The organism is Ensifer sp. ENS02 (assembly GCF_014851885.1).
GTDB classification, from domain to species: domain Bacteria; phylum Pseudomonadota; class Alphaproteobacteria; order Rhizobiales; family Rhizobiaceae; genus Ensifer; species Ensifer adhaerens.
Map to the genome: position 1 here is coordinate 1 of NZ_JACVAO010000002.1, position 25,586 is coordinate 25,586.

26 protein-coding genes and 3 tRNA genes are annotated in these 25,586 nt (G+C 61.9%); 13 read left to right on the top strand and 16 right to left on the bottom strand.

Annotated features, from left to right (window positions below):
- The 3 genes from IB262_RS04455 to IB262_RS04465 form a co-directional block, all read right to left on the bottom strand.
- The coding region (locus IB262_RS04455) for a GTP-binding protein (protein WP_244520023.1) at window positions 1-127 on the bottom strand (127 nt) is incomplete at its 3' end.
- A gap of 277 nt (window positions 128-404) precedes the next feature.
- A tRNA-Gly gene (locus IB262_RS04460) sits at window positions 405-478 on the bottom strand.
- Between the two features lie 23 nt (window positions 479-501).
- A tRNA-Tyr gene (locus tag IB262_RS04465) sits at window positions 502-586 on the bottom strand.
- A 217-nt stretch (window positions 587-803) separates the two neighbouring features.
- Between IB262_RS04465 and IB262_RS04470 the strand changes: the two genes are divergently transcribed.
- Complete coding sequence (locus IB262_RS04470) at window positions 804-1,679, top strand: RNA methyltransferase (protein WP_090294791.1); 876 nt, start codon at window positions 804-806, stop codon at window positions 1,677-1,679.
- Between the two features lie 199 nt (window positions 1,680-1,878).
- On the opposite strand, the gene IB262_RS04475 is transcribed toward IB262_RS04470, so the two are convergent.
- Window positions 1,879-2,139, bottom strand: a complete 261-nt coding sequence (locus IB262_RS04475) for a hypothetical protein (RefSeq protein WP_226020708.1) — start codon at window positions 2,137-2,139, stop codon at window positions 1,879-1,881.
- Between the two features lie 160 nt (window positions 2,140-2,299).
- The gene (locus IB262_RS04480) at window positions 2,300-2,920 is read right to left on the bottom strand and encodes an FMN-dependent NADH-azoreductase (RefSeq protein ID WP_034795463.1); all 621 of its coding nucleotides are present in this window, start codon (window positions 2,918-2,920) and stop codon (window positions 2,300-2,302) included.
- 137 nt (window positions 2,921-3,057) lie between these two features.
- Between IB262_RS04480 and IB262_RS04485 the strand changes: the two genes are divergently transcribed.
- Window positions 3,058-3,999: a LysR family transcriptional regulator gene (locus IB262_RS04485; protein ID WP_192493406.1), complete on the top strand. Its 942-nt coding sequence runs from the start codon at window positions 3,058-3,060 to the stop codon at window positions 3,997-3,999.
- A gap of 197 nt (window positions 4,000-4,196) precedes the next feature.
- On the opposite strand, the gene IB262_RS04490 is transcribed toward IB262_RS04485, so the two are convergent.
- Complete coding sequence (locus IB262_RS04490; protein ID WP_210337609.1) at window positions 4,197-4,670, bottom strand: hypothetical protein; 474 nt, start codon at window positions 4,668-4,670, stop codon at window positions 4,197-4,199.
- A 173-nt stretch (window positions 4,671-4,843) separates the two neighbouring features.
- Between IB262_RS04490 and IB262_RS04495 the strand changes: the two genes are divergently transcribed.
- Window positions 4,844-5,023 (top strand): hypothetical protein, encoded by a 180-nt coding sequence (locus tag IB262_RS04495; RefSeq protein WP_210333139.1) that lies wholly within the window; start codon window positions 4,844-4,846, stop codon window positions 5,021-5,023.
- A 106-nt stretch (window positions 5,024-5,129) separates the two neighbouring features.
- Here the strand turns inward: IB262_RS04495 and IB262_RS04500 are convergent.
- A tRNA-Thr gene (locus IB262_RS04500) sits at window positions 5,130-5,205 on the bottom strand.
- A 157-nt stretch (window positions 5,206-5,362) separates the two neighbouring features.
- On the opposite strand from IB262_RS04500, the gene IB262_RS04505 reads away from it, so the two are divergent.
- Both IB262_RS04505 and IB262_RS04510 read left to right on the top strand, forming a co-directional pair.
- Window positions 5,363-6,136 carry an NAD kinase gene (locus IB262_RS04505; RefSeq protein WP_034795458.1) on the top strand — a complete coding sequence of 258 codons (774 nt, stop codon included), beginning with the start codon at window positions 5,363-5,365 and terminating at the stop codon, window positions 6,134-6,136.
- Window positions 6,137-6,238: 102 nt separating this feature from the next.
- Window positions 6,239-6,727: a hypothetical protein gene (locus IB262_RS04510; protein WP_112976616.1), complete on the top strand. Its 489-nt coding sequence runs from the start codon at window positions 6,239-6,241 to the stop codon at window positions 6,725-6,727.
- Window positions 6,728-6,795: 68 nt separating this feature from the next.
- On the opposite strand, the gene prfB is transcribed toward IB262_RS04510, so the two are convergent.
- The 3 genes from prfB to IB262_RS04525 all read right to left on the bottom strand — a co-directional run bounded on the left by prfB (window position 6,796) and on the right by IB262_RS04525 (window position 12,037).
- A protein-coding gene (prfB, locus tag IB262_RS04515) for a peptide chain release factor 2 (protein WP_110818441.1) occupies window positions 6,796-7,927 on the bottom strand; the annotation gives its coding sequence in 2 pieces (ribosomal slippage) (window positions 6,796-7,857 and window positions 7,859-7,927; 1,131 coding nt in all).
- 97 nt (window positions 7,928-8,024) lie between these two features.
- Window positions 8,025-10,478: a penicillin-binding protein 1A gene (locus tag IB262_RS04520; protein ID WP_034795452.1), complete on the bottom strand. Its 2,454-nt coding sequence runs from the start codon at window positions 10,476-10,478 to the stop codon at window positions 8,025-8,027.
- Window positions 10,479-10,816: 338 nt separating this feature from the next.
- A complete protein-coding gene (locus IB262_RS04525; RefSeq protein ID WP_051659335.1) occupies window positions 10,817-12,037 on the bottom strand; it encodes an N-acetylmuramoyl-L-alanine amidase in 1,221 nt (406 codons plus the stop codon).
- A gap of 771 nt (window positions 12,038-12,808) precedes the next feature.
- On the opposite strand from IB262_RS04525, the gene IB262_RS04530 reads away from it, so the two are divergent.
- Window positions 12,809-15,619 (top strand): ribonuclease E/G, encoded by a 2,811-nt coding sequence (locus IB262_RS04530; RefSeq protein WP_112976605.1) that lies wholly within the window; start codon window positions 12,809-12,811, stop codon window positions 15,617-15,619.
- A 114-nt stretch (window positions 15,620-15,733) separates the two neighbouring features.
- Here the strand turns inward: IB262_RS04530 and IB262_RS04535 are convergent, their stop codons facing one another.
- Window positions 15,734-16,891: an aminotransferase class I/II-fold pyridoxal phosphate-dependent enzyme gene (locus IB262_RS04535; protein WP_089045752.1), complete on the bottom strand. Its 1,158-nt coding sequence runs from the start codon at window positions 16,889-16,891 to the stop codon at window positions 15,734-15,736.
- 233 nt (window positions 16,892-17,124) lie between these two features.
- Here IB262_RS04535 and IB262_RS04540 point away from each other — a divergent pair, with 233 nt between their 5' ends.
- The 5 genes from IB262_RS04540 to aat all read left to right on the top strand — a co-directional run bounded on the left by IB262_RS04540 (window position 17,125) and on the right by aat (window position 20,931).
- A complete protein-coding gene (locus IB262_RS04540; protein WP_034795449.1) occupies window positions 17,125-17,892 on the top strand; it encodes a DsbA family protein in 768 nt (255 codons plus the stop codon).
- 106 nt (window positions 17,893-17,998) lie between these two features.
- Complete coding sequence (aroQ, locus tag IB262_RS04545) at window positions 17,999-18,445, top strand: type II 3-dehydroquinate dehydratase (protein WP_034795448.1); 447 nt, start codon at window positions 17,999-18,001, stop codon at window positions 18,443-18,445.
- Between the two features lie 25 nt (window positions 18,446-18,470).
- Window positions 18,471-18,950 (top strand): acetyl-CoA carboxylase biotin carboxyl carrier protein, encoded by a 480-nt coding sequence (gene accB / locus IB262_RS04550; RefSeq protein ID WP_043614150.1) that lies wholly within the window; start codon window positions 18,471-18,473, stop codon window positions 18,948-18,950.
- Window positions 18,951-18,962: 12 nt separating this feature from the next.
- Window positions 18,963-20,306 carry an acetyl-CoA carboxylase biotin carboxylase subunit gene (gene accC / locus IB262_RS04555; RefSeq protein WP_034795446.1) on the top strand — a complete coding sequence of 448 codons (1,344 nt, stop codon included), beginning with the start codon at window positions 18,963-18,965 and terminating at the stop codon, window positions 20,304-20,306.
- A gap of 10 nt (window positions 20,307-20,316) precedes the next feature.
- Window positions 20,317-20,931, top strand: coding sequence for a leucyl/phenylalanyl-tRNA--protein transferase (gene aat, locus IB262_RS04560; RefSeq protein ID WP_034795444.1), 615 nt, complete (start codon window positions 20,317-20,319; stop codon window positions 20,929-20,931).
- Window positions 20,932-20,964: 33 nt separating this feature from the next.
- Here the strand turns inward: aat and IB262_RS04565 are convergent, their stop codons facing one another.
- The 5 genes from IB262_RS04565 to gatB form a co-directional block, all read right to left on the bottom strand.
- Window positions 20,965-21,417: a DUF2155 domain-containing protein gene (locus IB262_RS04565; RefSeq protein WP_034795441.1), complete on the bottom strand. Its 453-nt coding sequence runs from the start codon at window positions 21,415-21,417 to the stop codon at window positions 20,965-20,967.
- 125 nt (window positions 21,418-21,542) lie between these two features.
- Window positions 21,543-21,938: an NADH:ubiquinone oxidoreductase subunit NDUFA12 gene (locus IB262_RS04570; RefSeq protein ID WP_034795438.1), complete on the bottom strand. Its 396-nt coding sequence runs from the start codon at window positions 21,936-21,938 to the stop codon at window positions 21,543-21,545.
- A 108-nt stretch (window positions 21,939-22,046) separates the two neighbouring features.
- Window positions 22,047-22,538 carry a GNAT family N-acetyltransferase gene (locus tag IB262_RS04575; protein ID WP_246802587.1) on the bottom strand — a complete coding sequence of 164 codons (492 nt, stop codon included), beginning with the start codon at window positions 22,536-22,538 and terminating at the stop codon, window positions 22,047-22,049.
- Window positions 22,539-22,640: 102 nt separating this feature from the next.
- On the bottom strand, window positions 22,641-23,132 hold the full coding sequence (locus tag IB262_RS04580) for a GNAT family N-acetyltransferase (RefSeq protein ID WP_112976606.1): 492 nt from the start codon (window positions 23,130-23,132) through the stop codon (window positions 22,641-22,643).
- Window positions 23,133-23,134: 2 nt separating this feature from the next.
- The gene (gene gatB / locus IB262_RS04585) at window positions 23,135-24,637 is read right to left on the bottom strand and encodes an Asp-tRNA(Asn)/Glu-tRNA(Gln) amidotransferase subunit GatB (RefSeq protein ID WP_034795650.1); all 1,503 of its coding nucleotides are present in this window, start codon (window positions 24,635-24,637) and stop codon (window positions 23,135-23,137) included.
- 160 nt (window positions 24,638-24,797) lie between these two features.
- On the opposite strand from gatB, the gene IB262_RS04590 reads away from it, so the two are divergent.
- The gene (locus IB262_RS04590) at window positions 24,798-25,106 is read left to right on the top strand and encodes a DUF1294 domain-containing protein (RefSeq protein WP_112976607.1); all 309 of its coding nucleotides are present in this window, start codon (window positions 24,798-24,800) and stop codon (window positions 25,104-25,106) included.
- 177 nt (window positions 25,107-25,283) lie between these two features.
- Window positions 25,284-25,538 carry a YjhX family toxin gene (locus IB262_RS04595; protein WP_034795416.1) on the top strand — a complete coding sequence of 85 codons (255 nt, stop codon included), beginning with the start codon at window positions 25,284-25,286 and terminating at the stop codon, window positions 25,536-25,538.
- Window positions 25,539-25,586: the final 48 nt, after the last annotated feature.

Consider the following 25,586-nt stretch of genomic DNA (forward strand, 5'->3'; position numbering starts at 1 on the left):
CGTACGCCTTGAACTCGCCGAAGTACTTCGTGATCGCTGCGGTCAGCGACGTCTTGCCATGGTCAACGTGGCCAATCGTGCCAATGTTAACGTGCGGCTTGTTGCGCTCAAATTTGCTCTTTGCCATGGGTACGTTTCCTGTGGTCAAGTATGAATAATGATCAGCCGGCAGGGCCGGTTTGTGGAGCCGTTTAAGGGTTTCAGGGGATTTGCGCAAGACTTAATTGCGCGCGCCCGGACCGGCCGCCGCTGGCCTTTTCCTGCCGATATATAAGAAGCGCGCGACGCCGCTACAAGATTCGGTGCTATCGAGCTACGAATCGTAGCCGCAGCAAAACATTCAAACGCTTAGCGATGAACGTTGACTTGCTACATTAATTCGAAAAGAAGGAGGAAGCCGCTATTGGAGCGGGTAGCGGGAATCGAACCCGCGTATTCAGCTTGGAAGGCTGCTGCTCTACCATTGAGCTATACCCGCGGGCCTTCGATCCAGAAGCAGAATGGTGGAGGGAGTTGGATTTGAACCAACGTAGGCTGAGCCAACGGATTTACAGTCCGTCCCCTTTAACCACTCGGGCATCCCTCCATTATTCTGTCGGGATCTTTCGACCAAGCATTTGAGATCGTGAGACAACCAGCGACTTGGCCGTGCCGCTCTCGATCTGTGGCCGGGTATATGACTGCCCCGTTTCGTCCTGTCAACACGGGTCAGTGGAAAATTTCCGATTTTCTCCACAGCCGTAAAAATGGACCCGGCGCTGAAAACCGTTTCGCCCCACGCGCAACCTCTCTATAAGACGCCAATGAGCAAAGATCGCACCGGCGACAAGAGCGCCAAGGACACCCATTACGCCAACCTTCGGCGCGCGCATCGCGACGCCAAGCGGGAACGTGGCGAAATCCCCACGCCAAGAGAGGACAAGCGCCGCAAGGCGCCGGCCGACTGGAAGCCGCAGCCGCTCTCGCCCGAGCAGGTTCTGCTCTATGGCCTGCACACGGTTCGCGCGGCGCTGGACAATCCGGCGCGCGCGGTCATCCGCCTCAGCGTTACGCCGAACGCGGCCGCCCGCCTGGAACTCGGCGAGCTTTCGGCGCTGCCCTTCCCGGTCGAAACGGTGACGCCGCAGGATCTCGACAAGATTCTCGGTCCCGACGCGATCCACCAGGGCGTGATGCTCGAGACCCGCCCGCTGCCGCATCGCCGGCTCGAGGCTCTGCGCGACTGCCCGCTGATTCTCGTGCTCGACCAGGTGACCGATCCGCACAATGTCGGCGCCATCATGCGCTCGGCCGTCGCCTTCGATGCCGGCGCGCTGATCACCACCATGCGCCACAGCCCGACCGAATCGGGCGTGCTCGCCAAATCGGCCTCCGGCGCGCTTGAGATGATCCCCTATATCCAGATCACCAACCTTGGCGATGCCATCGAGGAACTGCATCGGCTGGGCTTCCAGACGATCGGACTTGATTCGGAAGGGCCGCAGCCGCTGGAAGGGACATTCAGCGGCGAAAAGATCGCCCTCGTTCTCGGCTCAGAGGGCAAGGGGCTTAGGCAGAAGACCCGCTCGATCGTCAACGATCTTGCCCGGCTCGACATGCCCGGCGCAATAAAGTCGCTGAACGTATCGAACGCAGCGGCGATCGCGATGTATGCGGCGCGCCAGCATCTGAAGCGCTGACATCACCAGGTGTTCCGGGCGGCCTCACCGCAAAAACACGGCGGCCGCATCCTCCGCAGCTCACAGACAACGGCGCCAAAGCCGAGGCGGTAACGCGAAACAGCGCCTGTGAAAATTTCCGCTCCGGTGGGATCGCGGAGCGCTGCGCCGTGCAGTTTCGAAAAAGATCGGAATGAGGACGGCAAGCCGCTCTTCCGCGTCAGAAACGGATCGATTGCCCCGCAAGGCTACCCGGTGTGCTCATGCCGGCCGTAGGGCAGCCTTCACGCAGTTTCTTCCAGGTCGTGACGTTGAGGTTCATCTCGCAGCGCGCGAGGTAGGCGTTGCCGTCGACACGCAGACAAGCGACCTGCCCAAGTTCGTATTTGGAACCGTCTCGATTGCGGCAGGTGCAGCCATGATCCGGCGGCGCAGCAAGGGGCGCTTCGGCGGCGAGCAAAAAGGCCACCGCAGCGGTCATGCCCCAAAGGATCGTCCGCCCGTCCATCATGAGGGCATTATAAAGCAGATATCGATGTTCGAAAACGGACAATGCCGGCTGCTTGCGCAACCGGCACCGTCCGCACGTGGGGCATACGCCCCTCCCACCGGATCACCTCGGTGATCCGCTGAATTTGGTCTTAGCTCGCCAGGCGAAGCACGCTGCCTTCGGAGATGGTCTTTTCGGCCTCGGCGATCGCAAACTGCTTGCTGTCGGCGCTGAGGTTCAGGCCTTCGGCGCGCACGAATTCGACATCGGTGATGCCAAGGAAACCGAAGACCGTCTTCAGGTAAGATTCCTGGTGATCCATGACGGCTGCCGGGCCGGCGGAGTAGTGGCCGCCGCGGGTCGAGGCGACGATGATCTTCTTGCCCTTGGCGAGGCCTTCCGGACCATTCTCGGTGTAGCGGAAAGTCTTGCCGGAGACGGCGATGCGATCGATCCAGGCCTTCAGCTGGCTCGGAATGCCGAAGTTGTACATCGGAGCGCCGATGATGACGGTGTCGGCGGCGAGGAATTCTTCCAGCATGTCGCGGCCAAGCTTGACGTCGGCAGCGAGACCCGCGTCGACGCCTTCGAGGTCGGCCGGGGCCATGATCTGGGCGCCGGTCAGATGGGGCAGCGAGCTGGCAGCGAGGTCGCGATAGGTCACCTGCGCATCCGGGCGGTCAGCCTTGACCTGCGCGGCAAGGGCAGCCGTCAGACGGCGGGAAACCGAGTGGTCGCCAAGGATACCGGAGTCGATATGAAGAACGTTCATGGGAACACCTTTGTGTTTACGTTGCGGTGATCCACATATGAGGGGAAAACAATGGCCCGATAAGCCAGCGGATATTTGACATACTGTTTCCAGACGGAAACAATCATACCCATCATCCGCACCTCGGAGACAGGACAATGCAGGATCTGAACGACCTCGGGCTTTTTGCCGCCGTCGTGCGAAACAACGGCTTCAGTGCTGCGGCACGGGACCTCAATATACCCAAATCCAAGCTCAGCAAACATGTGGCCCGCCTCGAGGAGCAGCTCGGTGTGCGGTTGCTGGAGCGCTCGACCCGCAAGCTGCGTGTCACCGATATCGGCCGGGTCTTCTATGAGCATTGCCAGAGCCTTCTCGACGGGGTGGCTGCCGCCGAAGCCGAGATCGCCGCCGTGCGCGCGGAGCCCTCGGGCACGGTGCGGCTCGCCTGCCCGCTCGGTTTCACCCCTATGCTTGCCGACATCCTGCCGGCGTTTCACCGCCGCTACCCCGGCGTCCGGCTGCTGATCACCGCCACCAACCGTCGCATCGATCTGATAGAAGAGCGGGTCGACGTGGCGCTGCGCGCCCGCGGGCAGCTCGATACGGACAACCAACTCATCATCCGCAAGTTCGGCGAGGTTCGCGAGCGGCTTGCAGCCAGCCCCACCTTCCTCGCCCGCGCCGGCGAGATCACGATCGAGAACCTCAGCCAGCACGCGACGCTGTCGATGAACGAACAGCACCCGACCGATGTATGGCGGCTGGTTTCGATCGATGGCAACACGACGGAAATCACCCATCGTCCGATCGTCGGCTGCAGCGATTTCCTGATTCTCGAACGCGCCGCGATCGAAGGGATGGGGGTCGCCCTCTTGCCTGACCATATCTGCGAGCGCGCTTTCCGCGCCGGCGTCCTTGCGCCGGTGCTGCCGGAATGGACGTCGAACGACGTCGTCGTGCACCTCGTCTTCCCGTCCCGCCAGGGCATGTTGCCGGCGACCCGGGCGCTGATCGACTATCTCGCCGAGAACCTGCTCAACGCCCTGCAGAAATGCCGCGAGGTTCCGGTGCGCATGGGACCGTCCTTCGACATCTGATGCCGCCGCGCTGCGGCTTTTCCGATCAGCAGCGGCAGATCATCAGCACGTTGCCGCCGGGATCGCGGATCGTGAACCATTGCCCGGACTGCACCGGCGTCACGATCTCGAGACGCACGGAGAGCGCCGGACCAAGCGATGCGGGAGCCGGTGATCGATCGAGCGTTGACCGCTTACTCCGACCAAGGCTCCGCATCTCATCGGCGGCAAAACTCGCCGCCGTCCGCAAGCTCGGCAAAAGACTTGGCGCCGACGTCATATCGATAGGCAATGACCTCCACTGTGCAGGCGTCCGTCGATCGCGCGCAAGCCTCCATCGAAACGCAGAGATGGTCGTTAGCACCCCAGACCTTCGCAGGGGGATTGTCATAGATGCCTTCGTAGATCGTCTGCGTCCGCTTGCCGCCGTCACGCCACTCAACCACGATCTCCGAACGAAAGTGGTCATAACCGATGTTGCTGTATCCCACGGAATAGCGGACCGCCCCCAAACCGGAAACTTGGGTCGCGCCCGAACTCATCTCCGCCCAATCGGATCCCTCCTGCGCGTTGGCAGGGCTCCAGACGACAAACCCACAAAGCAGAACGACCGCCCATCTGATCGGCGCCAGTGCCGCGGGGTTGGTAAGGCTGCTTTTGGCGGCAGCCGAAAGAACGTGTTCGATGACCAAGACCTTTCCAAGAGAGCCAGCTGACGAATGCTCGTCCTCCGTTCATCGGCGCTGGAGAAACAATCGGCGGTGGCCGAAACCACTGATTCCCTATATTTCAGGAGGATGAGAACTCTTGGAAGACTGATCATCTCCGCCGTCCTGGCGTTCCTTGTCAGCCTTATCGTCGCGGGGTGTTCCTGCCCGTCTACGGCATATTCGAGGGCGGGCCGTACAACTGCCTGAAGGATGGCATTGCGGTATGCATCGCCGGCATACCGCTGAGCGCGCTGATCTATGGGCCGCTATTTTCGATTGCCGGCGTTCTGATCGGCACACCAGTGTTCATGGCCATCTTTGCGATGCGTGACTAACTGCTCGCTTTGCGCCGACGGTGTACCCGCGGCAACACGCCGAACCTGAAATTCCGGCTCGAATAGCCGCCAAAAATTCGGAAAAAACAATGGGGAAGAAATGAAGTGGTGCCCCCAGAGAGACTCGAACTCCCGACCTACTGATTACAAATCAGCCGCTCTACCAACTGAGCTATAAGGGCACTTGCTTTGGTGGGAGTTACCATAATCTCATGTGGTGTAAAGCAAAATTGCGAATTCTCCCAATTTTTCAGATGCGTTCGGTTCCGGGCCATGCCAGAAACGATAGAGAGAGATTGCCGCTGGCGGCGCATAACATATCGAGCGGACTAGAGTTTCATGGCCCGAACGTTCACTTCCCTAGCCTTTCTCGCCTCGTCCGCGGAAGAGGCACAAAAGGCTGCGGCTGATCTCAAGGCGATCTATGGCGACCATGATCCGTCGAAGGCCGATGTGATCGTCGCGCTTGGCGGCGACGGCTTCATGCTGCAGACGCTGCATCAGACCATGAACAGCGGCAAGCTGGTTTACGGCATGAACCGTGGCTCGGTCGGGTTCCTGATGAACCGCTACAGCACGGAGAATCTGACGGACCGAATCTGCCAGGCAGTCGAGAACGCGTTTCATCCGCTGGAGATGCAGACGACCGACGTCTATGGCGAGAGCTTCACGGCACTTGCGATCAACGAGGTCTACCTTTTCCGCCAGTCCTACCAGGCGGCGAAGCTCCGCGTCCTGATCGATGGCAAGACAAGGCTGGAGGAGTTGACCTGCGACGGCCTGCTGGTCGCCACCCCTGCCGGCTCCACCGCCTACAATCTCTCCGCCCACGGGCCGATCCTGCCGCTCGAGGCCCCGCTTCTGGCGATGACCCCGGTCAGTGCCTTCCGCCCGCGCCGCTGGCGTGGCGCGCTTCTGCCGAACCATGTCACAGTCGAGATCGAAATCCTTGAGGCCGACAAGCGGCCGGTAAACGCGGTGGCCGACCATCAGGAAGTGAAGTCCGTGGTCAAGGTGAAGATCGCCGAATCGGAAAACATGACGGCGCGCATCCTCTCGGATCCCGATCATTCCTGGTCGGACCGCATCCTGGCCGAGCAATTTTCGAACTGAGCGCACGTTCTCCGCGCGACCTATGGTATCATCATGTCGGCCAGGTTTCCGCCGGCCCGCAGCAAACGGCAACCGAGCCGCCGCCTTAAGGACGACGACCCAATGCACAGATCCGCCCTCCTCGCGCTGTTCCTGTTTCTCAGCAGTGCCGGCGCCAAGGCTCAGGATGCCAACATCGTTCCGCCTGAGGCGACCTTCGTGACCAGCACCGGCTACTGGGAGGAAAGCGGAGAGCCGCTTTCATCCCTCGATCCAAACGCGGCCGCCGAGAAGCCGGGCGACGCCCGGCGCGGTTACTACAAGCTGATCGCGCTTCGCCAGGCGGATGGAACCGCCCAGATCCACCTGCAGCAGGTGGAAGCGACCCCGGCCGGCCCTGTGGTGATTTCGTCGGCGGAACTCGAAGAATTCTCCGCGCTCAAGGCCTACGTCACCGACGTCCGCCCGGAGACCTCGACCGGTGTCACCGCGCAGCCCGGCATGTTTGCGACCGTCTATCTGAAGACGGACCCGTCGGTGAAAGAGCCCGAGAGCTGGACCGTGCTCATCGACGATCTCGGCGACATCAAGATCGAGCGTGCCTCCAACTGAGCAAAAGAAAGGGCCGGATGCGAACACCCGGCCCTCTTCAATTGCACTGGTGCAGACCGTTGTCTGCCTTAGTTCAGATCATCCACGACGGCATCCGCGCCGCCGCTGACGCGGTGCGCAAGGGCGGCCTCCATGAACTCGTTGAGTTCACCGTCGAGAACGTCGCCCGGTGCCGTGCTTTCAACGCCGGTGCGCATGTCCTTGACCAGCTGATAGGGCTGCAGAACGTAGGAGCGGATCTGGTGGCCCCAACCGATGTCGGTCTTCGACGCGGCTTCGGCGTTGGCGGCCTCTTCCCGCTTCTTCAGTTCGGCCTCGTAGAGGCGCGCGCGCAACATGTCCCAGGCCTTCGCCCGGTTCTTGTGCTGCGAACGTTCCTGCTGGCACTGCACGACGATGCCCGACGGGATGTGCGTGATGCGCACGGCCGAGTCGGTCGTGTTGACGTGCTGACCGCCGGCGCCCGACGAGCGGTAGGTGTCGATACGGCAATCGCTCTCGTTGATGTCGATCTGGATCGAATCATCAACGACCGGGTAGACCCAGATCGAGGAGAACGAGGTGTGGCGGCGCGCGTTGCTGTCGTAGGGCGAGATGCGAACCAGGCGGTGCACGCCCGATTCGGTCTTCAGCCAGCCATAGGCATTGTGGCCCTTGACGAGCAGCGTCGCGGACTTGATGCCGGCCTCTTCGCCGTCCTGGATTTCCAGAAGCTCGACCTTGTACCCCTGGCGCTCGGACCAGCGGGTGTACATGCGCAAAAGCATGTTGGCCCAGTCCTGGCTTTCGGTACCGCCGGCACCCGAATGCACTTCGAGATAGGTATCGTTCTGATCCGCCTCGCCCGAGAGCATGGCTTCGACCTGCTTCTTCGCCGCTTCGTTTCTGAGATCCCGCAACGCCTGTTCGGCGTCGGCGATGATGGCGGCGTCGCCCTCTTCCTCGCCGAGTTCGATGAGTTCGATGTTGTCATTGAGTTGCTGCTCGAAACGGCGCAGGCCATTGATGCCGTCATCGAGTTGCTGGCGCTCGCGCATCAGCTTCTGCGCTTCCGAAGCGTCGTTCCAAAGCGCCGGATCTTCCGCTTTGTTGTTCAACCAGTCCAGTCGTCTTACCGCCTGATCCCAGTCAAAGATGCCTCCTCAGCAGGCTTATGGCCTGCTTGATTTCGTCGACAATGTTCTCGATTTCGCTGCGCATGATCCTGCTTCTTGTGAACCGATAGGAAAGTGAGCGTCAAATAGCGATGCCCACCGCTGATGTAAAGGCGGCGGGCATCGCGTGAAGGGGATAAGGATTAGAACAGGCCGTTGGAACCGGAGGTCACTGCCTGGTTCGCCTGCGGCGAGTTCTTGAGGATCTCTTCTGGCGGCACGTACTGGTCAAGACCGCCGATGACCGAGAAGGTGTCGGCCGGGCCGGTGCCGGGCTTGAAGGCCTCGATGATCGTGTCCGGCTCGCCCTCTTGGGCGGCCATGCCGGTCTTGCGGTTGACGGCGACCATGCTCATGCCCTCGGGCACGACGAACTTGCTCGGGCGCGTGCCCTTCACCGCTTCTGTCATGAAGTCGTTGAAGATCGGCACGGCGAGGCTGCCGCCGGTCGCGCCGCGGCCAAGCGGGGCCGGGTTGTCGAAGCCGAGATAGAGGCCTGCAACCATGTCCGGCGTGTAGCCGACGAACCAGGCGTCCTTTTCGTCATTGGTGGTACCGGTCTTGCCGGCAACCGGACGATCGAGCTTGATCTTGCCGGCAGCCGTGCCGCGCAGCACCACGCCCTCCATCATCGACGTGATCTGGTAGGAGGTCATCGGGTCGAGCACCTGCTCGCGGTTGTCGGTGAGAACCGGCTCTTCCTGGCTCTGCCAATCGCCGGCGTTGCAGTTGTCGCAGGTGCGGTCCTCGTGACGGAAGATCGTCTTGCCGTAGCGGTCCTGAATGCGGTCGATCAGCGACGGCTTGATCTGCTTGCCGCCGTTGGCGAGCACGGAATAGGCCGAGACCATGCGTAGAACAGTCGTTTCGCCCGAGCCCAGCGACATCGCAAGCAGCGGCGGCATCTTGTCGTAGATGCCGAAGCGCTCGGCATATTCGGCGACAAGGTTCATGCCCATGTCGTTGGCAAGGCGAACGGTCATCAGGTTACGCGACTTCTCGATGCCGAGACGCAGCGTCGACGGACCGGCCGAGCCACCGCCGTAGTTTTCCGGGCGCCAGACCTGGCCACCGGCGACGATCTCGATCGGCGCGTCGAGAATGACCGATGCAGGCGTATAACCGTTGTCGAGGGCGGCCGCGTAGACGAAGGGCTTGAACGACGAACCCGGCTGGCGCATCGCCTGCGTCGCGCGGTTGAATTCCGACTGGCCATAGGAGAAGCCGCCGACCATCGCCAGAACGCGGCCGGTCTGCGGGTCCATGGCGACGAGGCCACCCTGCACCTTCGGCGGCTGGCGCAGGCGGTACTCGCCCTTCTCCGGCAGCGGCTCGACATAGATGACGTCGCCGGCGCCGAAGACGCCTTCAGGCGATTTGGCCGACTTGCGGTCGCCGCTGGCGGAACGGTAGGCCCACTGCATGTTCTTGGCGGAGATATGCCCGGTGACACGCTCGGCGACGATCTTGCCCGAGGCTTCCTTCTCCGGCTGAATGCCGATCTCCGCGCCCTGTCCATCGACGGAGAGAACGACGGCAAGCTTCCACTCCGGCACGTCGTTGAAGGCAACGACAGCGCCCAGCGGCTCGCCCCAATCGCCGCCGATTTCGATCGACTTGACCGGGCCGTGGAAGCCGCGACGCTCGTCGTAGCTTAGCAGACCCGCCTGCAGCGCCTTGCGCGCGGCGATCTGCAGCCGCGGATCGAGCGAGGTGCGAACCGACAGGCCGCCTTCATAGAGGGCGTTATCGCCGTATTTCTGGATGATCTGCCGGCGGACTTCCTCGGCGAAGAAGTCGGAGGCGAAGAGATGCGCCCCGCCGCGACGCGGGTTGACGCCGAGCGGCTGCTTCTTGGCTTCTTCGCCATCGGCCTTGGTGACGTAGCCGTTCTCGACCATGCGGTCGATTACCCAGTTGCGGCGCTCAAGCGCCGCTTCGGTCTTGCGGAACGGATGATAGTTGGCCGGTCCCTTCGGAAGGGCTGCGAGATAGGCGGTCTCGGCAATGGTAAGCTCAGTCACAGACTTATCGAAATAGGTCAGCGCCGCACCGGCTATGCCGTAGGAATTCAGGCCGAAGAAGATCTCGTTGAGATAGAGTTCGAGAATGCGGTCCTTGGTGTAGGCCTGCTCGATGCGGAAAGAGAGGATTGCTTCCTTGACCTTGCGGTCGATCGTCTGGTCGGACGAGAGCAGGAAGTTCTTGGCCACCTGCTGCGTGATCGTCGAGGCGCCGACCGGGCGACGGCCGGAGCCGAAGTTCTGCAGGTTCACCGCGATGGCGCGCGCAAGACCGGTGATGTCAACGCCCGGGTGCTGATAGAAGTTCTTGTCTTCAGCCGAGATGAAGGCCGCCTTGACGCGATCCGGGATGGCCTGGATCGGCAGATAGAGACGCCGCTCACGGGCATACTCCGCCATCAGCGCGCCGTTGCCGGCGTGGAAGCGCGTGGTCACCGGCGGCGAATATTTCGCCAGCACCTCGTAATCCGGCAGGTCCTTGGTGACGACACCAAGATAGAGCGCCACGGCCCCGGCCACACCCAGCAGCAGAAACGCGCCAATCCCGAAGAAATATCCAATCAGCCTGATCATCAGTCAGATACCGGTACCTTAATTATCGTCCAATTGCCGAACCGCCCGACTGACAGTCCATGCTCTGTCCTGCCGGCTTCTATACAGCGGGCCGACCAAACTCTTTCACGAGAAATCGTCTGGCGTCGCAACGCCCCACCTAGCCCAGCTCCTCATATGGCGGGGAACTCCGAGCTTCAACTCGTTTCTCAACAAATCCGGGCGCAATTCCGGTTAGGTCCCGGATTGTGCGTAAAATAGGGCTGTTATGCGATAATCCCGTGCGCATCCCGTTGAAAAGCATAGCGCTGTTACCGGGGCGACACAAATCACTTCGTTCCCGGGCCTGCCTTCAAGCGTCAGCCGCCGCTGGCGATGGCCTGCTCGCGGTATCGCTGAACAGCGACCGCAAGACGCTCTGAAACCTTCTTGCGCCACTCCGGATCCAGCAGCAGTTTTTCGTCCTCCTTGTTCGACAGGAAGCCCAGTTCAAGCAGGATCGAGGGCACGTCCGGCGCCTGCAGCACGCGGAAGCCGGCAAAACGGTGCGGATTGTTGATGAGATTGATCTGGCCCTCGAAGGACGTAACGACGGCGCGCGCCATGTTGACCGAGAAGGCCTGCGTCTCGCGGCGCGTCAGATCGATCAGGATGTCGGCCACTTCCGCCGGCTCGCTCTGAAGCGGCACGCCGGCGATTTCGTCGGACAAATTTTCGCGGGCGGCAAGGCTTGCAGCCAGGTGGTCGGATGCCTTGTCGGAGATGGTATAGACCGTCGCGCCGCGGATGTCCTTCTGGCGCAGCGCGTCCGCATGAAGCGAAATGAAGAGATGGGCGCCTTTGTTGCGGGCGATCTGTACGCGCTGGGGAAGCGAGAGGAAGACGTCCTTGTCGCGGGTGAGGAAAGCCTCGATCCCGGCGCCCTTGTTCAGGGCCTCGACGAGATCTTTCGCGAAGGCGAGCGTTACATGCTTCTCCTCCGTCTTCGTTTCGCCGGCGAGCGCACCGGTATCGATGCCTCCATGGCCCGCATCGATCGCGATGATGAACGGCCCGCCTTCCCTCGTGGGAGCGACGGCAACCGGCCTGTCGGTCTTGGCGGCGGCGACCGATCCGGTCCACTGCTGTTCACCGAGAAGCGCATCGAAGCGCGCCTGGTCGACGCGCTCGGCATCGAGCACGAGCCGGTAGCCCTTGCCCCCCTCTTCCGCGACGACTTCCGCATGGGTTACCGCCACGGGGCCTTTCGCCGAAAGAACGATGCGGGAGTTGCCCGCCCCCATGCCGCCGTAGCGGATCGCATCGAAGAGGCCGCGCGGTTCAAGGCTGTCCGCCTTGAGGCCGAAGGCCGTTTCCGGCAGGTCGACCACGACGCGAACGGGATCGGCTACGTAGTGCAGGGAGAATTCCGGTTTGCGATCGAACTCGACGACGACGCGCGTGCGTGCATCGTCACCGGCGATCCGCGCAGCAAAGGCGAGCAAGGGCCCCGGCTCGGCGGCAACAGCCGCCGGCACGTTCAAAAGAAGACCGCCGGCAAGCAGCGATGCTCCGAGCAGAAGCCTGCCCGTGCGCGACATCAACGACAACAGCGAACCACGCATACAAACCGCCAAAGGCCTCACCTCGGGCTCTCCACCACTTTCTCAGAAAACCAAACAGCAGCCGACGCACGGCTGCTGGACGCACAGGTTGATCAATGAACCCTTATGGTTAACCAATGCTTGACAATGATCATCTTCCCCGCCCCGCCGGGACAATCGATTTACCGTTTATCGACCTACTCCACGTGGACAAGCGAATCGATCATTATTGTGGCGGCACGGGCTTTTCCCTTGCCAATGTGACATAGAAAACATAAAAGCGTCACAAGGAGAAAGTGTTGACGGGATAGAACAGTCGACCGGGCAGCCGGAGCTTCTCCAAAGCTTGGCGCCAGGGTGCGGTCGAACCGGATTGACCGGTTAACTTATCGCAATTCCGCGGTCGCAAGTGTTCATCCGCCGTCGCTGCATTTCCTCCCCGTACACTGGATCGCAAATTTCCGGCGGTGGCCGGAGTTCTTGATGGTGATTTTTCACCGACGCCCGCAAGCGGGCGCATTCATCGGGTCTTCATGAGACCTTGGACATTGGCATTCTTGTTTGGTCATTGATGTTGACTCAGCAGTATCGGTCAGAAGTAGCGCGGCCCCGGGACACACATGTTCCGGCTGTCGTCTGGCTGCTGCACCATCGCCTGCGCCAAACAGGAACTTTCATATCCGGCGCACCTTCCGACGTGTTTGGCAGTCTTCCTAAGGAAGCAGGTCTGTCTCCCGTTCCGCTGGCGCGCCGAGGAGCACAGCTTAGATGGCAGAGAAAATGCTTATCGATGCGTCTCATTCAGAAGAGACGCGCGTCGTTGTCGTTCGCGGGAACCGCATAGAAGAGTTCGACTTCGAGTCGGAACATAAGAAGCAGATCCGCGGCAATATCTATCTGGCGAAGGTCACCCGAGTGGAGCCCTCGCTCCAGGCCGCCTTCGTCGACTACGGCGGCAACCGCCACGGGTTCCTGGCTTTCGCCGAAATCCATCCCGACTACTACCAGATCCCGCTCGCCGATCGTCAGGCGCTCTTGAAGGCCGAAGCCGAAGAAGCGCGGCGTGACGACGACATCGAGCATGTCGAGACCGCCCCTGCCCCGGCAAGCGAACTTTCCGTTCCCGTAGACCTCGAAGTCGTCGCGGAAACTGAAGCCGAGCCGGTCGCAGCCGTCGCTGACGCCGCACCGGTGGTCGAAGAGGAAGCGCCGGCCGATAAGCCGAAGGCGAAGCCGAAGCGCACCCGCAAGACCAAGGCCAAGGCCGCTGAAGAAGCGGCTGCTGCATCGACCGATGGCGACGAGAGCAATGGCGGCGAAATGGCTGCCATGGTCGATACCGACGCCATTTCCGAGGATGTCGACAGCCGCCGTCGCCATGACGACGACGATGATGACGACGACAGCCACGACGGCGAAAAGGAAATCATCGAATCCGTCGGCGCCGAAGACGCCATGGAAGAAGTTCCGGATCGCCAGGTTCGCAAGCCGCGCAAGCAGTACCGCATCCAGGAAGTCATCAAGCGCCGCCAGATCCTGCTGGTTCAGGTCGCCAAGGAAGAGCGCGGCAACAAGGGCGCGGCACTGACGACCTACCTGTCGCTCGCCGGTCGCTACTCGGTGCTTATGCCGAACACCGCACGTGGCGGCGGCATCTCCCGCAAGATCACCAATCTGCAGGACCGCAAGCGCCTGAAGGAAATCGCCCGCGGCCTCGAAGTGCCGCAGGGCATGGGCGTGATCCTGCGCACCGCCGGTGCCAACCGCACCAAGGTCGAGATCAAGCGCGACTTCGAGTATCTGATGCGCCTGTGGGAAAACGTCCGCACGCTGACGCTGAATTCCACGGCCCCCTGCCTCGTCTATGAAGAAGGCAGCCTGATCAAGCGCTCGATCCGCGACCTCTACAACAAGGACATCAGCGAGATCATCGTTTCCGGTGAGGAAGGCTACAAGGAAGCCAAGGGCTTCATGAAGATGCTGATGCCCAGCCACGCCAAGGTGGTTCAGCCTTACCGTGACGTGCATCCGATCTTCTCGCGCTCCGGCATCGAAGCGCAGCTCGACCGCATGCTGCAGCCGCAGGTAACGCTGAAGTCCGGTGGCTACATCATCATCAACCAGACCGAAGCCCTGGTTTCGATCGACGTCAACTCCGGCCGTTCGACGCGCGAGCACTCGATCGAAGACACCGCTCTCCAGACGAACCTGGAAGCGGCGGAAGAAGTGGCACGCCAGCTCCGCCTGCGCGACCTTGCCGGCCTCGTCGTCATCGACTTCATCGACATGGAAGAAAAGCGGAACAACCGCTCGGTCGAGAAGCGTCTGAAGGATTGCCTGAAGAACGATCGCGCCCGCATCCAGGTCGGCCGTATCTCGCATTTCGGCCTGCTCGAAATGTCGCGCCAGCGCATTCGCGCCTCGGTGCTCGAATCGACGATGCAGACCTGCCCGCACTGCAACGGCACGGGTCACGTCCGCTCGCAGTCTTCGGTTGCACTGCACGTCTTGCGCGGCATCGAGGAACACCTGCTGAAGAACACGACGCACGACATCACCGTGCGCACCATCCCGGATATCGCGCTCTACCTGCTCAATCAGAAGCGCGGCACGATCATGGACTACGAAGCCCGCTTCGGCGTTTCGATCATCATCGAGGCTGATGCCCATGTCGGCGCACAGCACTTCGCGATCGATCGTGGCGAGCCGGTCGAAAATCCGGTCAAGATCGAACAGCTGCTGCACTTCGAGCCGGAAGAGGAAGAAGACGACGTCGTGATCGAAGAGGATCTCGACGAGGAAGAAGCAGAAGAAATTGCCGGCGAACAGCGGCAGGAACAGCCGAAGGCTGCTGCCCAGTCCGACGATCAGAACGGACGCAAGCGCAAGCGCCGTCGCCGCCGGCGCGGCAAGGGCGGCCAGCAGGCCGAAGGCAGCGCTCTCCAGGTCTCCGAATCGGCAGGCGATGCCGACGACGGTTCCGATGAGGACGAAGGCGATGACGAGGGCGTCGATGCAGACGCCGCGACCGCCGATGGCGATCAGAAGCGCAAGCGCCGCCGCCGCGGCAAGCGTGGCGGCCGCCGCAACCGTCCGGAAGGCGAAGGTGAAGGCGAAGGCGAAGGCCAGCTTGAAGCCGGTGCCGATGCGGAAGCCGGCGACGACGGCGCAGAAGAAGCCGAAACCGTAGAGGCACCGGCCGCTGCGGCCGAGGTCGAGGTGGCTGTCGCTGTTGAGGAAACGGCTGTGGTGGCCGAAGAAGCCGAGGTGGCGGACGTAAAGCCTGCCAAGCCGAAGCGCACCCGCAAGAAGGCCGTCAAGGCTGAAGAACCGGCAGTAAGCGTCGACGAAGCTGCTCTGGCAGTGATCGAAGACCAGCCTGCGGTTGCCGACCCGGCCGTCGAAGCGGTGGAAGAGGCTGCGGCCGACCTTGCCGAAACCAAGCCTGTGCGTGCGAACCGCGACCTCTCGAAAATCGCTTCCGAACCGGTGGTAACGTCGAGCGCGACGAAGCCCGAAGAGGAAGAGCCGGGCAAGCCCAAGAAGGGCGGCTGGTGGCAGCGCCGCGGCTTCTTCTAAGAAGCCGCGCGGCCAGCGCCAAACTCTGAAAACACGAAAGGCCCGGAGCGATCCGGGCCTTTTCCTTTGGGCGGATGGCAGAAGGGACTTGCCCCTGCCTGCCTGTTCAGAGCGTCACGCCAGCCAACGCGCGATCCTGTCCATGGCCTCGACCATGTCGGCCTCGGCGCCGGCATAGGAGAAGCGCATTGTGCGGTGCCCTTCCAGCGGATCGAAGTCGAATCCCGGGGTTGCCGCGACGTTGATCTCGGCGAGCATCCGCTTGGCAAAGGCCATGCTGTCATTGGTAAAGCGGGTGACATCCGCATAGGCGTAGAAGGCACCGTCCATCGGCGAGGCGATCGAGAAGCCGATCTCCGGCAACCGCTTCATGAGCATGTCCCGGTTGGCGGCATAGGCGGCCTTGTAACGGTCGAGCTCCTCATGCGCGTTGAGTGCTGCTTCTGCCGCGATCTGCGAGAGCTCGGGCGGCGAGATGTAGAGGCTCTGGGCGATGCGCTCGAAGCCGCGCACCTTGTCAGCCGGCAGCACCATCCAGCCGATCCGCCAGCCGGTCATGCAATAGTATTTCGAGAAGGAGTTGATGACGATTACCTCGTCGGTCACCTCCAGCGCGCTTGCCTCTTCGCCGGCAAAGGTCAGTCCGTGATAGATCTCGTCGGAGATGAAGGCGATCGATTCGGCCCGGCAATAGTCAGCCAGCGCCTTGAGGCCCGCCCTGCCCGTCACCGTTCCGGTCGGGTTGGCTGGGCTCGCCAAAAGCACGCCCTTCAATGGACGGCCTATTTTCGCAGCGGCACGCGAAAGACTTTCAGGCGTCAGAGTGAAGCCGGTCTCGGCATTGGCCTCGACCTCGACGACCGTCAGGCCAAGCGCTGCGAGGATGTTGCGATAGGCCGGATAGCCGGGCCTCGCGATCGCGACGCAATCGCCAGGATCGAAGAGGGCCAGGAAAGCGAGATTGAAGCCTGCGGATGAGCCGGTGGTGACCGCGACCCGCTGCGGATCGAGCGCGATGCCGTGGCGCTTTTCATAGTGCCGGGCGATTGCTGTGCGCAGCGACAAGGTGCCGAGCGCGTCGGTATAGCCGAGCCGGCCATGTTCAAGCGCTTTGCGCGCCGCTTCAAGAGCTGCCTTCGGCGCCGGGTGGGCGGGCTGCCCGACGGCCATCGAGATCACCGGGTGGCCGGCATCCCGGCGACGGGTCGCCTCCGCCAGTACGTCCATCGCATGGAAAGGTTCGACGGCACTGCGTTTTGACAAATCTACCAACGGAAAATCCTCGATATGCGGCTGTTCTCCAGCCCTTTGCCCGATGAAAATGACCTTCACAAGTCCGCGAGTGCCGTATTTCCGCCGATTTTGCCGTTTCGTTTCCGCGGCACCCACCCTATGCTGCCGGCATATTGCGGATACGAGGAATCCTGTTGTCATTCAGAACAGCCGGTTGACCCGGCGACACGCGATGGACGACACACGGGATACGCAAGGACAACGAGGTAGAAATGAACTTCAGCACCAAGATGATTGCCGCCGGGACGCTCGCAGCGCTCGTGGCCGGGGTCAGCCTGCCCCAGAACGCATTCGCGCTCGACGCGAAGCAGAAGGAAGAGATCGGCGCCTTCATCAAGGAATACCTGATCGCCAATCCGGAGATCATGCTCGAGGTCCAGGAGGCGCTGACGACGAAACAGCGCGCCAAGCAGCAGGAAGCGGCGGAAAGCGCGATCACCGAGAACAACAAGGCGATCTTCAATTCCGACTACGACATGGTGCTCGGCAATCCCAAGGGCGACGTCACCGTTGTCGAGTTCTACGACTACAACTGCGGCTACTGCAAACGCGCGCTTTCCGACATGGACGACATCCTCGCCAAGGACAAGAACGTGCGCTTCGTGCTGAAGGAACTGCCGATCCTCGGACCGGATTCGCTGGCCGCCCACAAGGTGAGCGCCGCCTTCCGCCTGGTCGCTCCGGAGAAATACGGCGACTTCCACCGGGCGCTGCTCGGCGGGGAAGACCGCGCCACGGAGGAGACAGCGCTTGCGGTTGCCGCCAAGCTCGGCGTCTCCGAAAAGGACCTGCGCGCGAAAATGGAAAAGGAGCCGCATGATGCGGCCGTGCGCGAGGCCTACAGCCTTGCCAACGACCTCGGCATCACCGGAACGCCCTCCTACGTCATCGGCAACGAAGCGGTCTTCGGGGCAGTCGGCGCCGAGGAGATCGAGGGCAAGGTCGCCAATATGCGCGAATGCGGCAAGACCGCCTGCTGACAAACCTTCCCATGACTGTGGACAAATCCCGCGGGGGCCCAAAGGGCTTTTCCTCGCGGGACCATCAGTCTATAGGTAACCCTCCATGACCGGACCGGAATCCCTTATGCCATCGACCATTTTCGTGCTGAACGGCCCCAACCTGAATGCGCTGGGCAAGCGCGAGCCGGGTATTTATGGCGGCCAGACCCTGGCCGACATCGAGGCCATGTGCAAGGCAGAAGGCAAGGCGCTCGGATTCGACGTCGATTTCCGCCAGTCGAACCATGAGGGAATGCTGGTCGATTGGCTGCACGAGGCCGGCAACGTCGCCGCGGGCGTGGCAATCAACCCGGCCGCCTATGGCCACACGTCGATCGCGCTTCACGATGCCATCCGCGCCATCGGCATTCCGGTCGTCGAACTGCACCTCTCGAACATCCATGCGCGTGAGGAGTTCCGCCACAAGTCGATGATCGCACCCGCCGTCAAGGGCGTCATCTGCGGCTTCGGCGCCCAGAGTTACATTCTTGCGCTGCATGCGCTAAAGAACCTGACAAATCCGTCGAAATAAAAAGAACACAAGAGGCTCATATTCCATGGCTGACAAGAAACCAGGTATCGACCAGGCGCTGATCCGCGATCTCGCCAACATTCTCAAGGACACCGATCTGACCGAGATCGAAGTCGAGCAGGACGACCTGCGCATTCGCGTTTCGCGCAACGGCACGCCGGTTGCCATGCCGATGGCCATGCCGCAGATGCCGGCTTACCAGATGCCCGCCGCAGCGGCCGCTCCTGCAAACGCCGTTGCTGCTCCTGCCGCCGAGAGCGCCCGTGCATCGAAGAATGCCGTGACCGCGCCAATGGTCGGCACTGCCTATCTGTCTCCCGCACCGGGAGCCCGCCCCTTCGTTGAGGTCGGCGCCACGGTCAAGGAAGGCCAGACGATCCTCATCATCGAAGCGATGAAGACAATGAACCAGATCCCGGCTCCGCGCTCGGGCAAGGTCACCGAAATCTTCGTCCAGGACGCAGCCCCCGTCGAATATGGCGAACCGCTGATCGTAATCGAATAAGGCGGCGCGGCGATGATCTCGAAAATTCTCATTGCCAATCGCGGCGAAATCGCCCTTCGCGTGCTTCGTGCCTGCAAGGAACTCGGCATCGCCACGGTCGCCGTTCATTCCACGGCCGACGCCGACGCCATGCATGTGCGCCTCGCCGACGAGAGCGTTTGCATCGGCCCGCCGCCCTCGCGCGATAGCTATCTGAACATTCACCAGATCGTCGCCGCCTGCGAAATCACCGGTGCCGACGCTGTGCATCCAGGTTACGGCTTCCTGTCGGAAAACGCCAAGTTCGCCGAAATCCTTGAAGCGCACGACATCACCTTCATCGGCCCGACGGCGGAACACATCCGCATCATGGGTGACAAGATCACCGCCAAGCAAACGGCGCAGGAACTTGGCATCCCGGTCGTTCCGGGCTCTGACGGCGAAGTGAAGCCGGAAAACGCCCTCGAAGTCGCCCGCAAGATCGGTTTCCCGGTCCTGATCAAGGCGACCGCCGGCGGCGGCGGCCGCGGCATGAAGGTCGCCCGCAGCGAGGCTGACCTCGAGGAAGCCGTTGCGACGGCCCGCACCGAAGCGCTTGCCGCTTTCGGCAACGACGCCGTCTACATGGAGAAGTACCTCTCCAAGCCGCGCCACATCGAAATCCAGATCGTCGGCGACGGCGCCGGCAATGCGGTGCATCTCGGTGAACGCGATTGCTCGCTGCAGCGTCGTCACCAGAAGGTCTGGGAAGAGGCAAACTCCCCGGCGCTCAACGTCGACCAGCGCATGAAGATCGGCCAGGTCTGCGCCGACGCCATGAAGAAGCTGAAGTATCGCGGCGCCGGCACGATCGAATTCCTCTACGAAAACGGCGAGTTCTATTTCATCGAAATGAACACCCGTCTTCAGGTCGAGCATCCGATAACCGAGGCGATCACCGGCATCGACCTGGTGCACGAGCAGATCCGCGTCGCCTCCGGCGGTGGCCTCTCGGTCCGGCAGGAAGACATCGTGTTCTCCGGACACGCGATCGAGTGCCGCATCAATGCCGAAGACCCGCGCACCTTCGTCCCATCCCCGGGCACGATCACGCATTTCCATGCGCCGGGCGGTCTTGGCGTGCGCGTCGACTCGGGTGCCTATCAGGGCTACCGGATCCCGCCTTACTACGACAGCCTGATCGGCAAGCTGATCGTGCACGGCCGTACCCGCGTCGAATGCATGATGCGTCTGCGCCGCGTGCTTGACGAATTTGTCATCGACGGCATCAAGACGACGCTTCCGCTGTTCCAGGACCTGATCAATAATCAGGACATTGCCAACGGCGACTACGATATCCACTGGCTGGAGAAGCATCTGGCCGCCACGTCCGAGTAAGGACCAGACATTGAAGGGGACGCGCAGCAAGCAGCCCGATATTACGCCGGACATGCTGCTGCGCGCCTATTCGATCGGCCTCTTCCCGATGGCCGATTCGGCTGACGACCCGGAAATCTTCTGGGTCGAGCCGGAAATTCGCGGGGTGATCCCGCTCGCAGGCTTCCACACCTCTCGCAGCCTCGCCAAAACCATCCGCCGAAAGCCCTTCGACATCCGCTTCAACACTGCGTTCGAAGCGGTCATGGACGGCTGCGCTGCCCCTGCTCCCGACCGGCCAACCACCTGGATCAACAACAAGATCCGCACGCTCTACGCGACGCTGCATACGATGGGCTATGCCCACAGCGTCGAGGCGTGGGAAGGCGACCAACTGGTTGGCGGACTTTACGGCGTTTCGCTCGGCTCGGCCTTCTTCGGCGAAAGCATGTTTTCCAGACGCACCGACGCCTCGAAGATCTGCCTCGTCCATCTGGTCGAGCGACTGAAGGCGCGTGGCTTCGAACTGCTCGATACACAGTTCACCACCGAGCACCTGAAGTCGTTTGGTGCCATCGACGTGCCAAAGGCGGAATACGAAGTGCTTCTGGCGAACGCGATGTCGTCGCCCGACCTCGCCTTCTAAGCCAAATCTCAAAGAATGGGAATACGCCGCCGCTCAGCGCTTCTGCGCGGTGTCCGGCGGCGGCAGGTCCGAGGTCGCCTTGCAGGACTGCAGCCAGACGTCATAGACCGGATGCTCGACGGCGTTCAGACCGGGGCTATCGGCAAACATCCAGCCGGTGAAGATGCGGCGGATCTTGCGGTCGAGTGTGATTTCCTCGACCTCGACGAAGGTCGTGATCTTCTGCGCTTCCGTGTCGTCACGGCTGTAGCAGACGCGCGGCGTGACCTGAAGGGCGCCGAACTGCACGGTCTCGCCGATGTAGACGTCGAAAGTGGTGATGCGGCCGGTGATCTTGTCGATGCCGGAGAACACGGCGACGGCGTTGGAAAGGCGGGCTGCGTCAACCGCTTCCGCAGATGCGACCAGCGGCAAGGCGGCAAGCAGGGACAAGCCCAAACGCCGTGTTCCTTGGCCGATTGCCTTGCGCAGATCAGAACCTGCCATAGTCGCCTGTCTCCCGCGTATCCTGTTCGTCATCGATGGATTTCAGGCGCTAACCATCAATTGTGGCCGCGCCATGATCGAGGAACCCATTCCGCGGTCCGTCGTCGTCACTGAGAACAGATTGTTCAGGAGCCGGGCGTCCAGGCGTCGTAGTCGCCGGTCACGCGGGGACGCTTGCCGGTGGCGGCAATCGAGCCCTGCGGGCGGTAGGCGTTGGCCGTTCCGGTCGGATTGACGCGGTGCGCCTTCTGCCATTCGCGCGGCGTGTACTTTTCATCAGCCGGAGAAACGTCGGTCCGGTGATGCATCCAGCCGTGCCAGCCGGCCGGAATGGCGGAGGCTTCGGCGTAGCCGTTGTAGATCACCCAGCGGCGGGTGCGGCCTTCGGAGTCCTTGCCGCCCTGGTAGTAGACATTACCGAGTTCGTCTTGACCGACCCGTTGACCGTGGCGCCAGGTGTGAAAGCGCGTTCCGATCGTCTGTTCGTTCCACCAGGTGAAAATCTGCAGCAGGAGCTTCATGGATGCCGTCCTTGACCGGCCGTTGGGAAGGCGGCCAGATACCAAAACAATGTTCCCGCTTATGCCCCGCCGCTCAGGGCTTGTCCAGTGATTCCGAGGCGGAGGCGGTCATTTCAACGGCAGCTGAAAGCCGAAGTGGCTGCGCGCAAAGCCGAGACGCTCGTAGAACCGATGCGCATCGGTGCGCACGGCGTTGGACGTGAGCCTTACCTTCTTTGCGCGCTTCTCCCGCGCCTCGCCGATCGCATGGCGCATCATGCGCTCACCGATCCCACGGCCGCGCATGTCCGCACGCGTCTGGACCGCTTCGACGATCAGGCTGGAGCTTCCACGCCCCGACAGAGACGTGTGCAGCGCGGTTTGAAAAGTGCCGACGACCTGCCCTTCAAGAACCGCGACAAAGAGCGTCTGCAGCGTCGAGGCTTCAATCCGGTCGAAGGCAGCGGCGTAGTCCGCGAAGGCCTCGGGGTCGGTCGTGTCGCCGTGGCCGCCGAGCGGATCATTGGCGAAGAGCGCGACGATCGCTCCGAGGTCCTTACGCTCGGCCTTGCGGATCAAGAGTTCGGTCGCGTCCATGGTTTCCCCGCTCACATCGTTCATCGCCCGCGGATCAAACACCCGGAGGTAACGGCGCGATGACAGAGCCGTGCCTCTCAAGCTTATCCACAGGCATGCGAAACTTCAGGCAATCGGACGGATCGCCTAGCCGAGAAGCGGCTTTTCCAGAGCGATGGCCGGCAGACCGGACGGGTCAACCGGGGTCTCGCCCACTTCGGCAAAGCCGTGCGCGCGATAGAAGGTGAGCGCGTGCAGGTTCTGCGGCTCGACCTCGACGCGCATGCGCTCGGCGTCCGGGAAGCAGGTTTCGAGTTCGGCGAAGATATCGCGACCGACGCCCTGGCGCTGGAACTTCGGAAGGACATAGAGCTGGTGCAGCACCACCGTCTTGGCTTGCGTGTCGGACATCGCCGCATAGCCCATGCCGCCCAGCTGCCTTCCATCGTCGGCAACAAGAAACTCGGCGTTCTTGCGCGCGAGCCGGGCTTTGAGCGCCGGCAGCGAATGCCAGCGCTCCGTGAGTTCGTTGACCTTCTCGACACCGTAGAAAGTGTCATAGGTCGCGTGCCACGTTTCGATCAGCAGAGCGCGAACCTTCTCCAGGTCGCGCTCGCTTGCCGTGCGCACGAAGAACATCGTTATTCCTCGATGCCGAGCTTGGCCTTGACGAGCGCCTGTACGGCCTGCGGGTTGGCCTTGCCGCCGGTCGCCTTCATCACTTGGCCGACGAACCAGCCGGCGAGCGAAGGCTTGGCCTGCACCTTGGCGACCTGATCCGGGTTGGCGGCGATGATCTCGTCGACGGCCTTCTCGATGGCGCCGGTGTCGGTCACCTGCTTCATGCCGCGCGCTTCAACGATCTCGGCCGGGTCGCCGCCCTCGTTCCAGACGATCTCGAAGAGGTCCTTGGCGATCTTGCCGGAGATGGTCTCGGCCTTGATGAGATCGATGATGCCGCCGAGCTGTGCCGGGGAAACCGGAGTCTCTTCAATGGCTTTGCCGGCTTTGTTCAAGGCACCGAGCAGGTCGTTGATGACCCAGTTGGCGGCAATCTTGCCGTCGCGCCCTTCGGCAACCGCCTCGAAATAATCGGCGATCGACTTTTCGGAGACGAGCACCGAGGCGTCATAGACCGAGAGGCCGAGGTCGCGCACGAAGCGCTCCTTCTTGTCGTCGGGCAGTTCCGGCAGGTCGGCCTTCAGCGCCTCGACGAAAGCATCGTCGAACTCCAGTGGCAGCAGGTCCGGATCCGGGAAGTAGCGGTAGTCGTGCGCGTCTTCCTTGGAGCGCATCGAGCGGGTCTCGCCCTTGTTCGGGTCGAACAGGCGGGTCTCCTGGTCGATGCTGCCACCGTCCTCAAGAATGCCGATCTGGCGGCGTGCCTCGTATTCGATCGCCTGGCCGATGAAGCGGATCGAGTTGACGTTCTTGATTTCGCAGCGCGTGCCGAAGCCCTCGCCCGGACGACGCACAGAAACGTTGACGTCGGCGCGCATCGAGCCTTCGTCCATGTTGCCGTCGCACGTGCCGAGATAGCGCACGATCGAGCGCAGCTTCGTCATGTAGGCCTTGGCCTCATCCGACGAGCGCATGTCCGGCTTGGAGACGATCTCCATCAGCGCCACGCCCGAGCGGTTGAGGTCGACATAAGACATCGACGGATGCTGGTCGTGCATCGACTTTCCGGCATCCTGTTCCAGATGCAGGCGCTCGATGCCGATCTCGACATCCTCGAACTGGCCCTGACGATCCGGCCCGACCGAAATGATGATCTTGCCCTCGCCGACGATCGGATCCTTGAACTGCGAGATCTGATAGCCCTGCGGCAGGTCCGGATAGAAATAGTTCTTGCGGTCGAAGATCGAGCGATTGTTGATCGCGGCCTTGAGGCCGAGACCGGTGCGCACCGCCTGCTTCACGCATTCCTCGTTGATCACGGGCAGCATGCCGGGCATAGCGGCATCGACCAGCGAGACGTTCGCATTCGGCGCATTGCCAAACTCCGTCGATGCGCCCGAGAACAGCTTCGAATTGGAAAGCACCTGGGCATGGACTTCCATGCCGATGATGACTTCCCAGTCGCCAGTGGCGCCGGGGATGAAGCGTTTCGGATCGGGGGTGCGGACGTCGACAATGCTCATATCATGCTCTTCTTTGAAGCCTGAATTCTTGGTTTCTCGGTAGAACAATTGGTCCGCCGGTGCAAGTTGTTCGGCTGGATCAGAAGCGCCATATGCAATCTCATGCGGACGGCGAGCCTCTCTTAACCACCGTTTAGCGCCTATCGGCAAGACTTCGCTCATGTCCATCGGCCCTGCCCTGCTCTCGTTCGCAATTCTCGTCAACTTGGCGGCCTTCGGGCTGTTCTGGTACGACAAGCAAGCGGCGCGCTCCGGCCGACGGCGGATCAGCGAGCGGACCCTGCTCACTCTCGCCTTTTTCGGCGGCAGCCCGGGAGCGATGACGGCGCGCCATATCTTCCGACACAAGACGCGTAAGGAACCCTTTCGCACGCGCCTCGCGTTGATCATCGTCTTGCAAGTGGCGCTGGCGGCCATTGGCACCCTGGCGTTGCAATGGCACCTTGACGCGCGAACGACGGCCTTTTAGGAAGGCACCGTTCTATTGGAGTTTTTATGTTCCGTTCTTCGCCTGAGTCCCGGTAAAGCCCGTCCGCGTAATCCGCTTTGATTGCGCGCACGGGCCGGAAACGTCACCCCGCATCTTCAGTAATTTGCGGAACGTTTTCCTGCGTTCATACGAACGCGATTCCGGAACATTCAGACAATGGACATCTCGCGCGCAGAACAGCGCATTCTTCATCATTTGGCCCAGGGCGGCCGCATCGAAATCACCCGCGACGACAAGGCGATCACCGAAATCCGGTGCTTCACCCGTGACGGCTGGGTCTATCCCGGCTTCGACCTCGAACTTTTCCGCAAATTGAAGCGGAAGAAGGCGATTTCATCGTCCGGCGGAAAACCCTACCGCATCACGGAACGCGGGCTGCAGCTCGTGCGCTCCGAACTTAACAACCGCTAGCGGCGAATACGAACGATACCGGGCATGCCAGCATGCCCGGTATCGTCA

Bases quoted from the DNA above. Each gene is read 5' to 3' on its own strand.
- IB262_RS04595 (WP_034795416.1), top strand. From the start codon at position 25,284: ATGGACATCTCGCGCGCAGAACAGCGCATTCTTCATCATTTGGCCCAG.
- IB262_RS04475 (WP_226020708.1), bottom strand. From the start codon at position 2,139: ATGACCGCTGCGGTGGCCTTTTTGCTCGCCGCCGAAGCGCCCCTTGCT.
- IB262_RS04510 (WP_112976616.1), top strand. From the start codon at position 6,239: ATGCACAGATCCGCCCTCCTCGCGCTGTTCCTGTTTCTCAGCAGTGCC.
- IB262_RS04470 (WP_090294791.1), top strand. From the start codon at position 804: ATGAGCAAAGATCGCACCGGCGACAAGAGCGCCAAGGACACCCATTAC.
- IB262_RS04485 (WP_192493406.1), top strand. From the start codon at position 3,058: ATGCAGGATCTGAACGACCTCGGGCTTTTTGCCGCCGTCGTGCGAAAC.
- accB (WP_043614150.1), top strand. From the start codon at position 18,471: ATGGCTGACAAGAAACCAGGTATCGACCAGGCGCTGATCCGCGATCTC.
- IB262_RS04575 (WP_246802587.1), bottom strand. From the start codon at position 22,538: ATGAACGATGTGAGCGGGGAAACCATGGACGCGACCGAACTCTTGATC.
- IB262_RS04580 (WP_112976606.1), bottom strand. From the start codon at position 23,132: ATGTTCTTCGTGCGCACGGCAAGCGAGCGCGACCTGGAGAAGGTTCGC.
- IB262_RS04590 (WP_112976607.1), top strand. From the start codon at position 24,798: ATGTCCATCGGCCCTGCCCTGCTCTCGTTCGCAATTCTCGTCAACTTG.
- IB262_RS04570 (WP_034795438.1), bottom strand. From the start codon at position 21,938: ATGAAGCTCCTGCTGCAGATTTTCACCTGGTGGAACGAACAGACGATC.
- IB262_RS04525 (WP_051659335.1), bottom strand. From the start codon at position 12,037: ATGTCGCGCACGGGCAGGCTTCTGCTCGGAGCATCGCTGCTTGCCGGC.
- IB262_RS04520 (WP_034795452.1), bottom strand. From the start codon at position 10,478: ATGATCAGGCTGATTGGATATTTCTTCGGGATTGGCGCGTTTCTGCTG.
- gatB (WP_034795650.1), bottom strand. From the start codon at position 24,637: ATGAGCATTGTCGACGTCCGCACCCCCGATCCGAAACGCTTCATCCCC.
- IB262_RS04480 (WP_034795463.1), bottom strand. From the start codon at position 2,920: ATGAACGTTCTTCATATCGACTCCGGTATCCTTGGCGACCACTCGGTT.
- IB262_RS04530 (WP_112976605.1), top strand. From the start codon at position 12,809: ATGGCAGAGAAAATGCTTATCGATGCGTCTCATTCAGAAGAGACGCGC.
- accC (WP_034795446.1), top strand. From the start codon at position 18,963: ATGATCTCGAAAATTCTCATTGCCAATCGCGGCGAAATCGCCCTTCGC.
- IB262_RS04540 (WP_034795449.1), top strand. From the start codon at position 17,125: ATGAACTTCAGCACCAAGATGATTGCCGCCGGGACGCTCGCAGCGCTC.
- IB262_RS04505 (WP_034795458.1), top strand. From the start codon at position 5,363: ATGGCCCGAACGTTCACTTCCCTAGCCTTTCTCGCCTCGTCCGCGGAA.
- IB262_RS04565 (WP_034795441.1), bottom strand. From the start codon at position 21,417: ATGGCAGGTTCTGATCTGCGCAAGGCAATCGGCCAAGGAACACGGCGT.
- aroQ (WP_034795448.1), top strand. From the start codon at position 17,999: ATGCCATCGACCATTTTCGTGCTGAACGGCCCCAACCTGAATGCGCTG.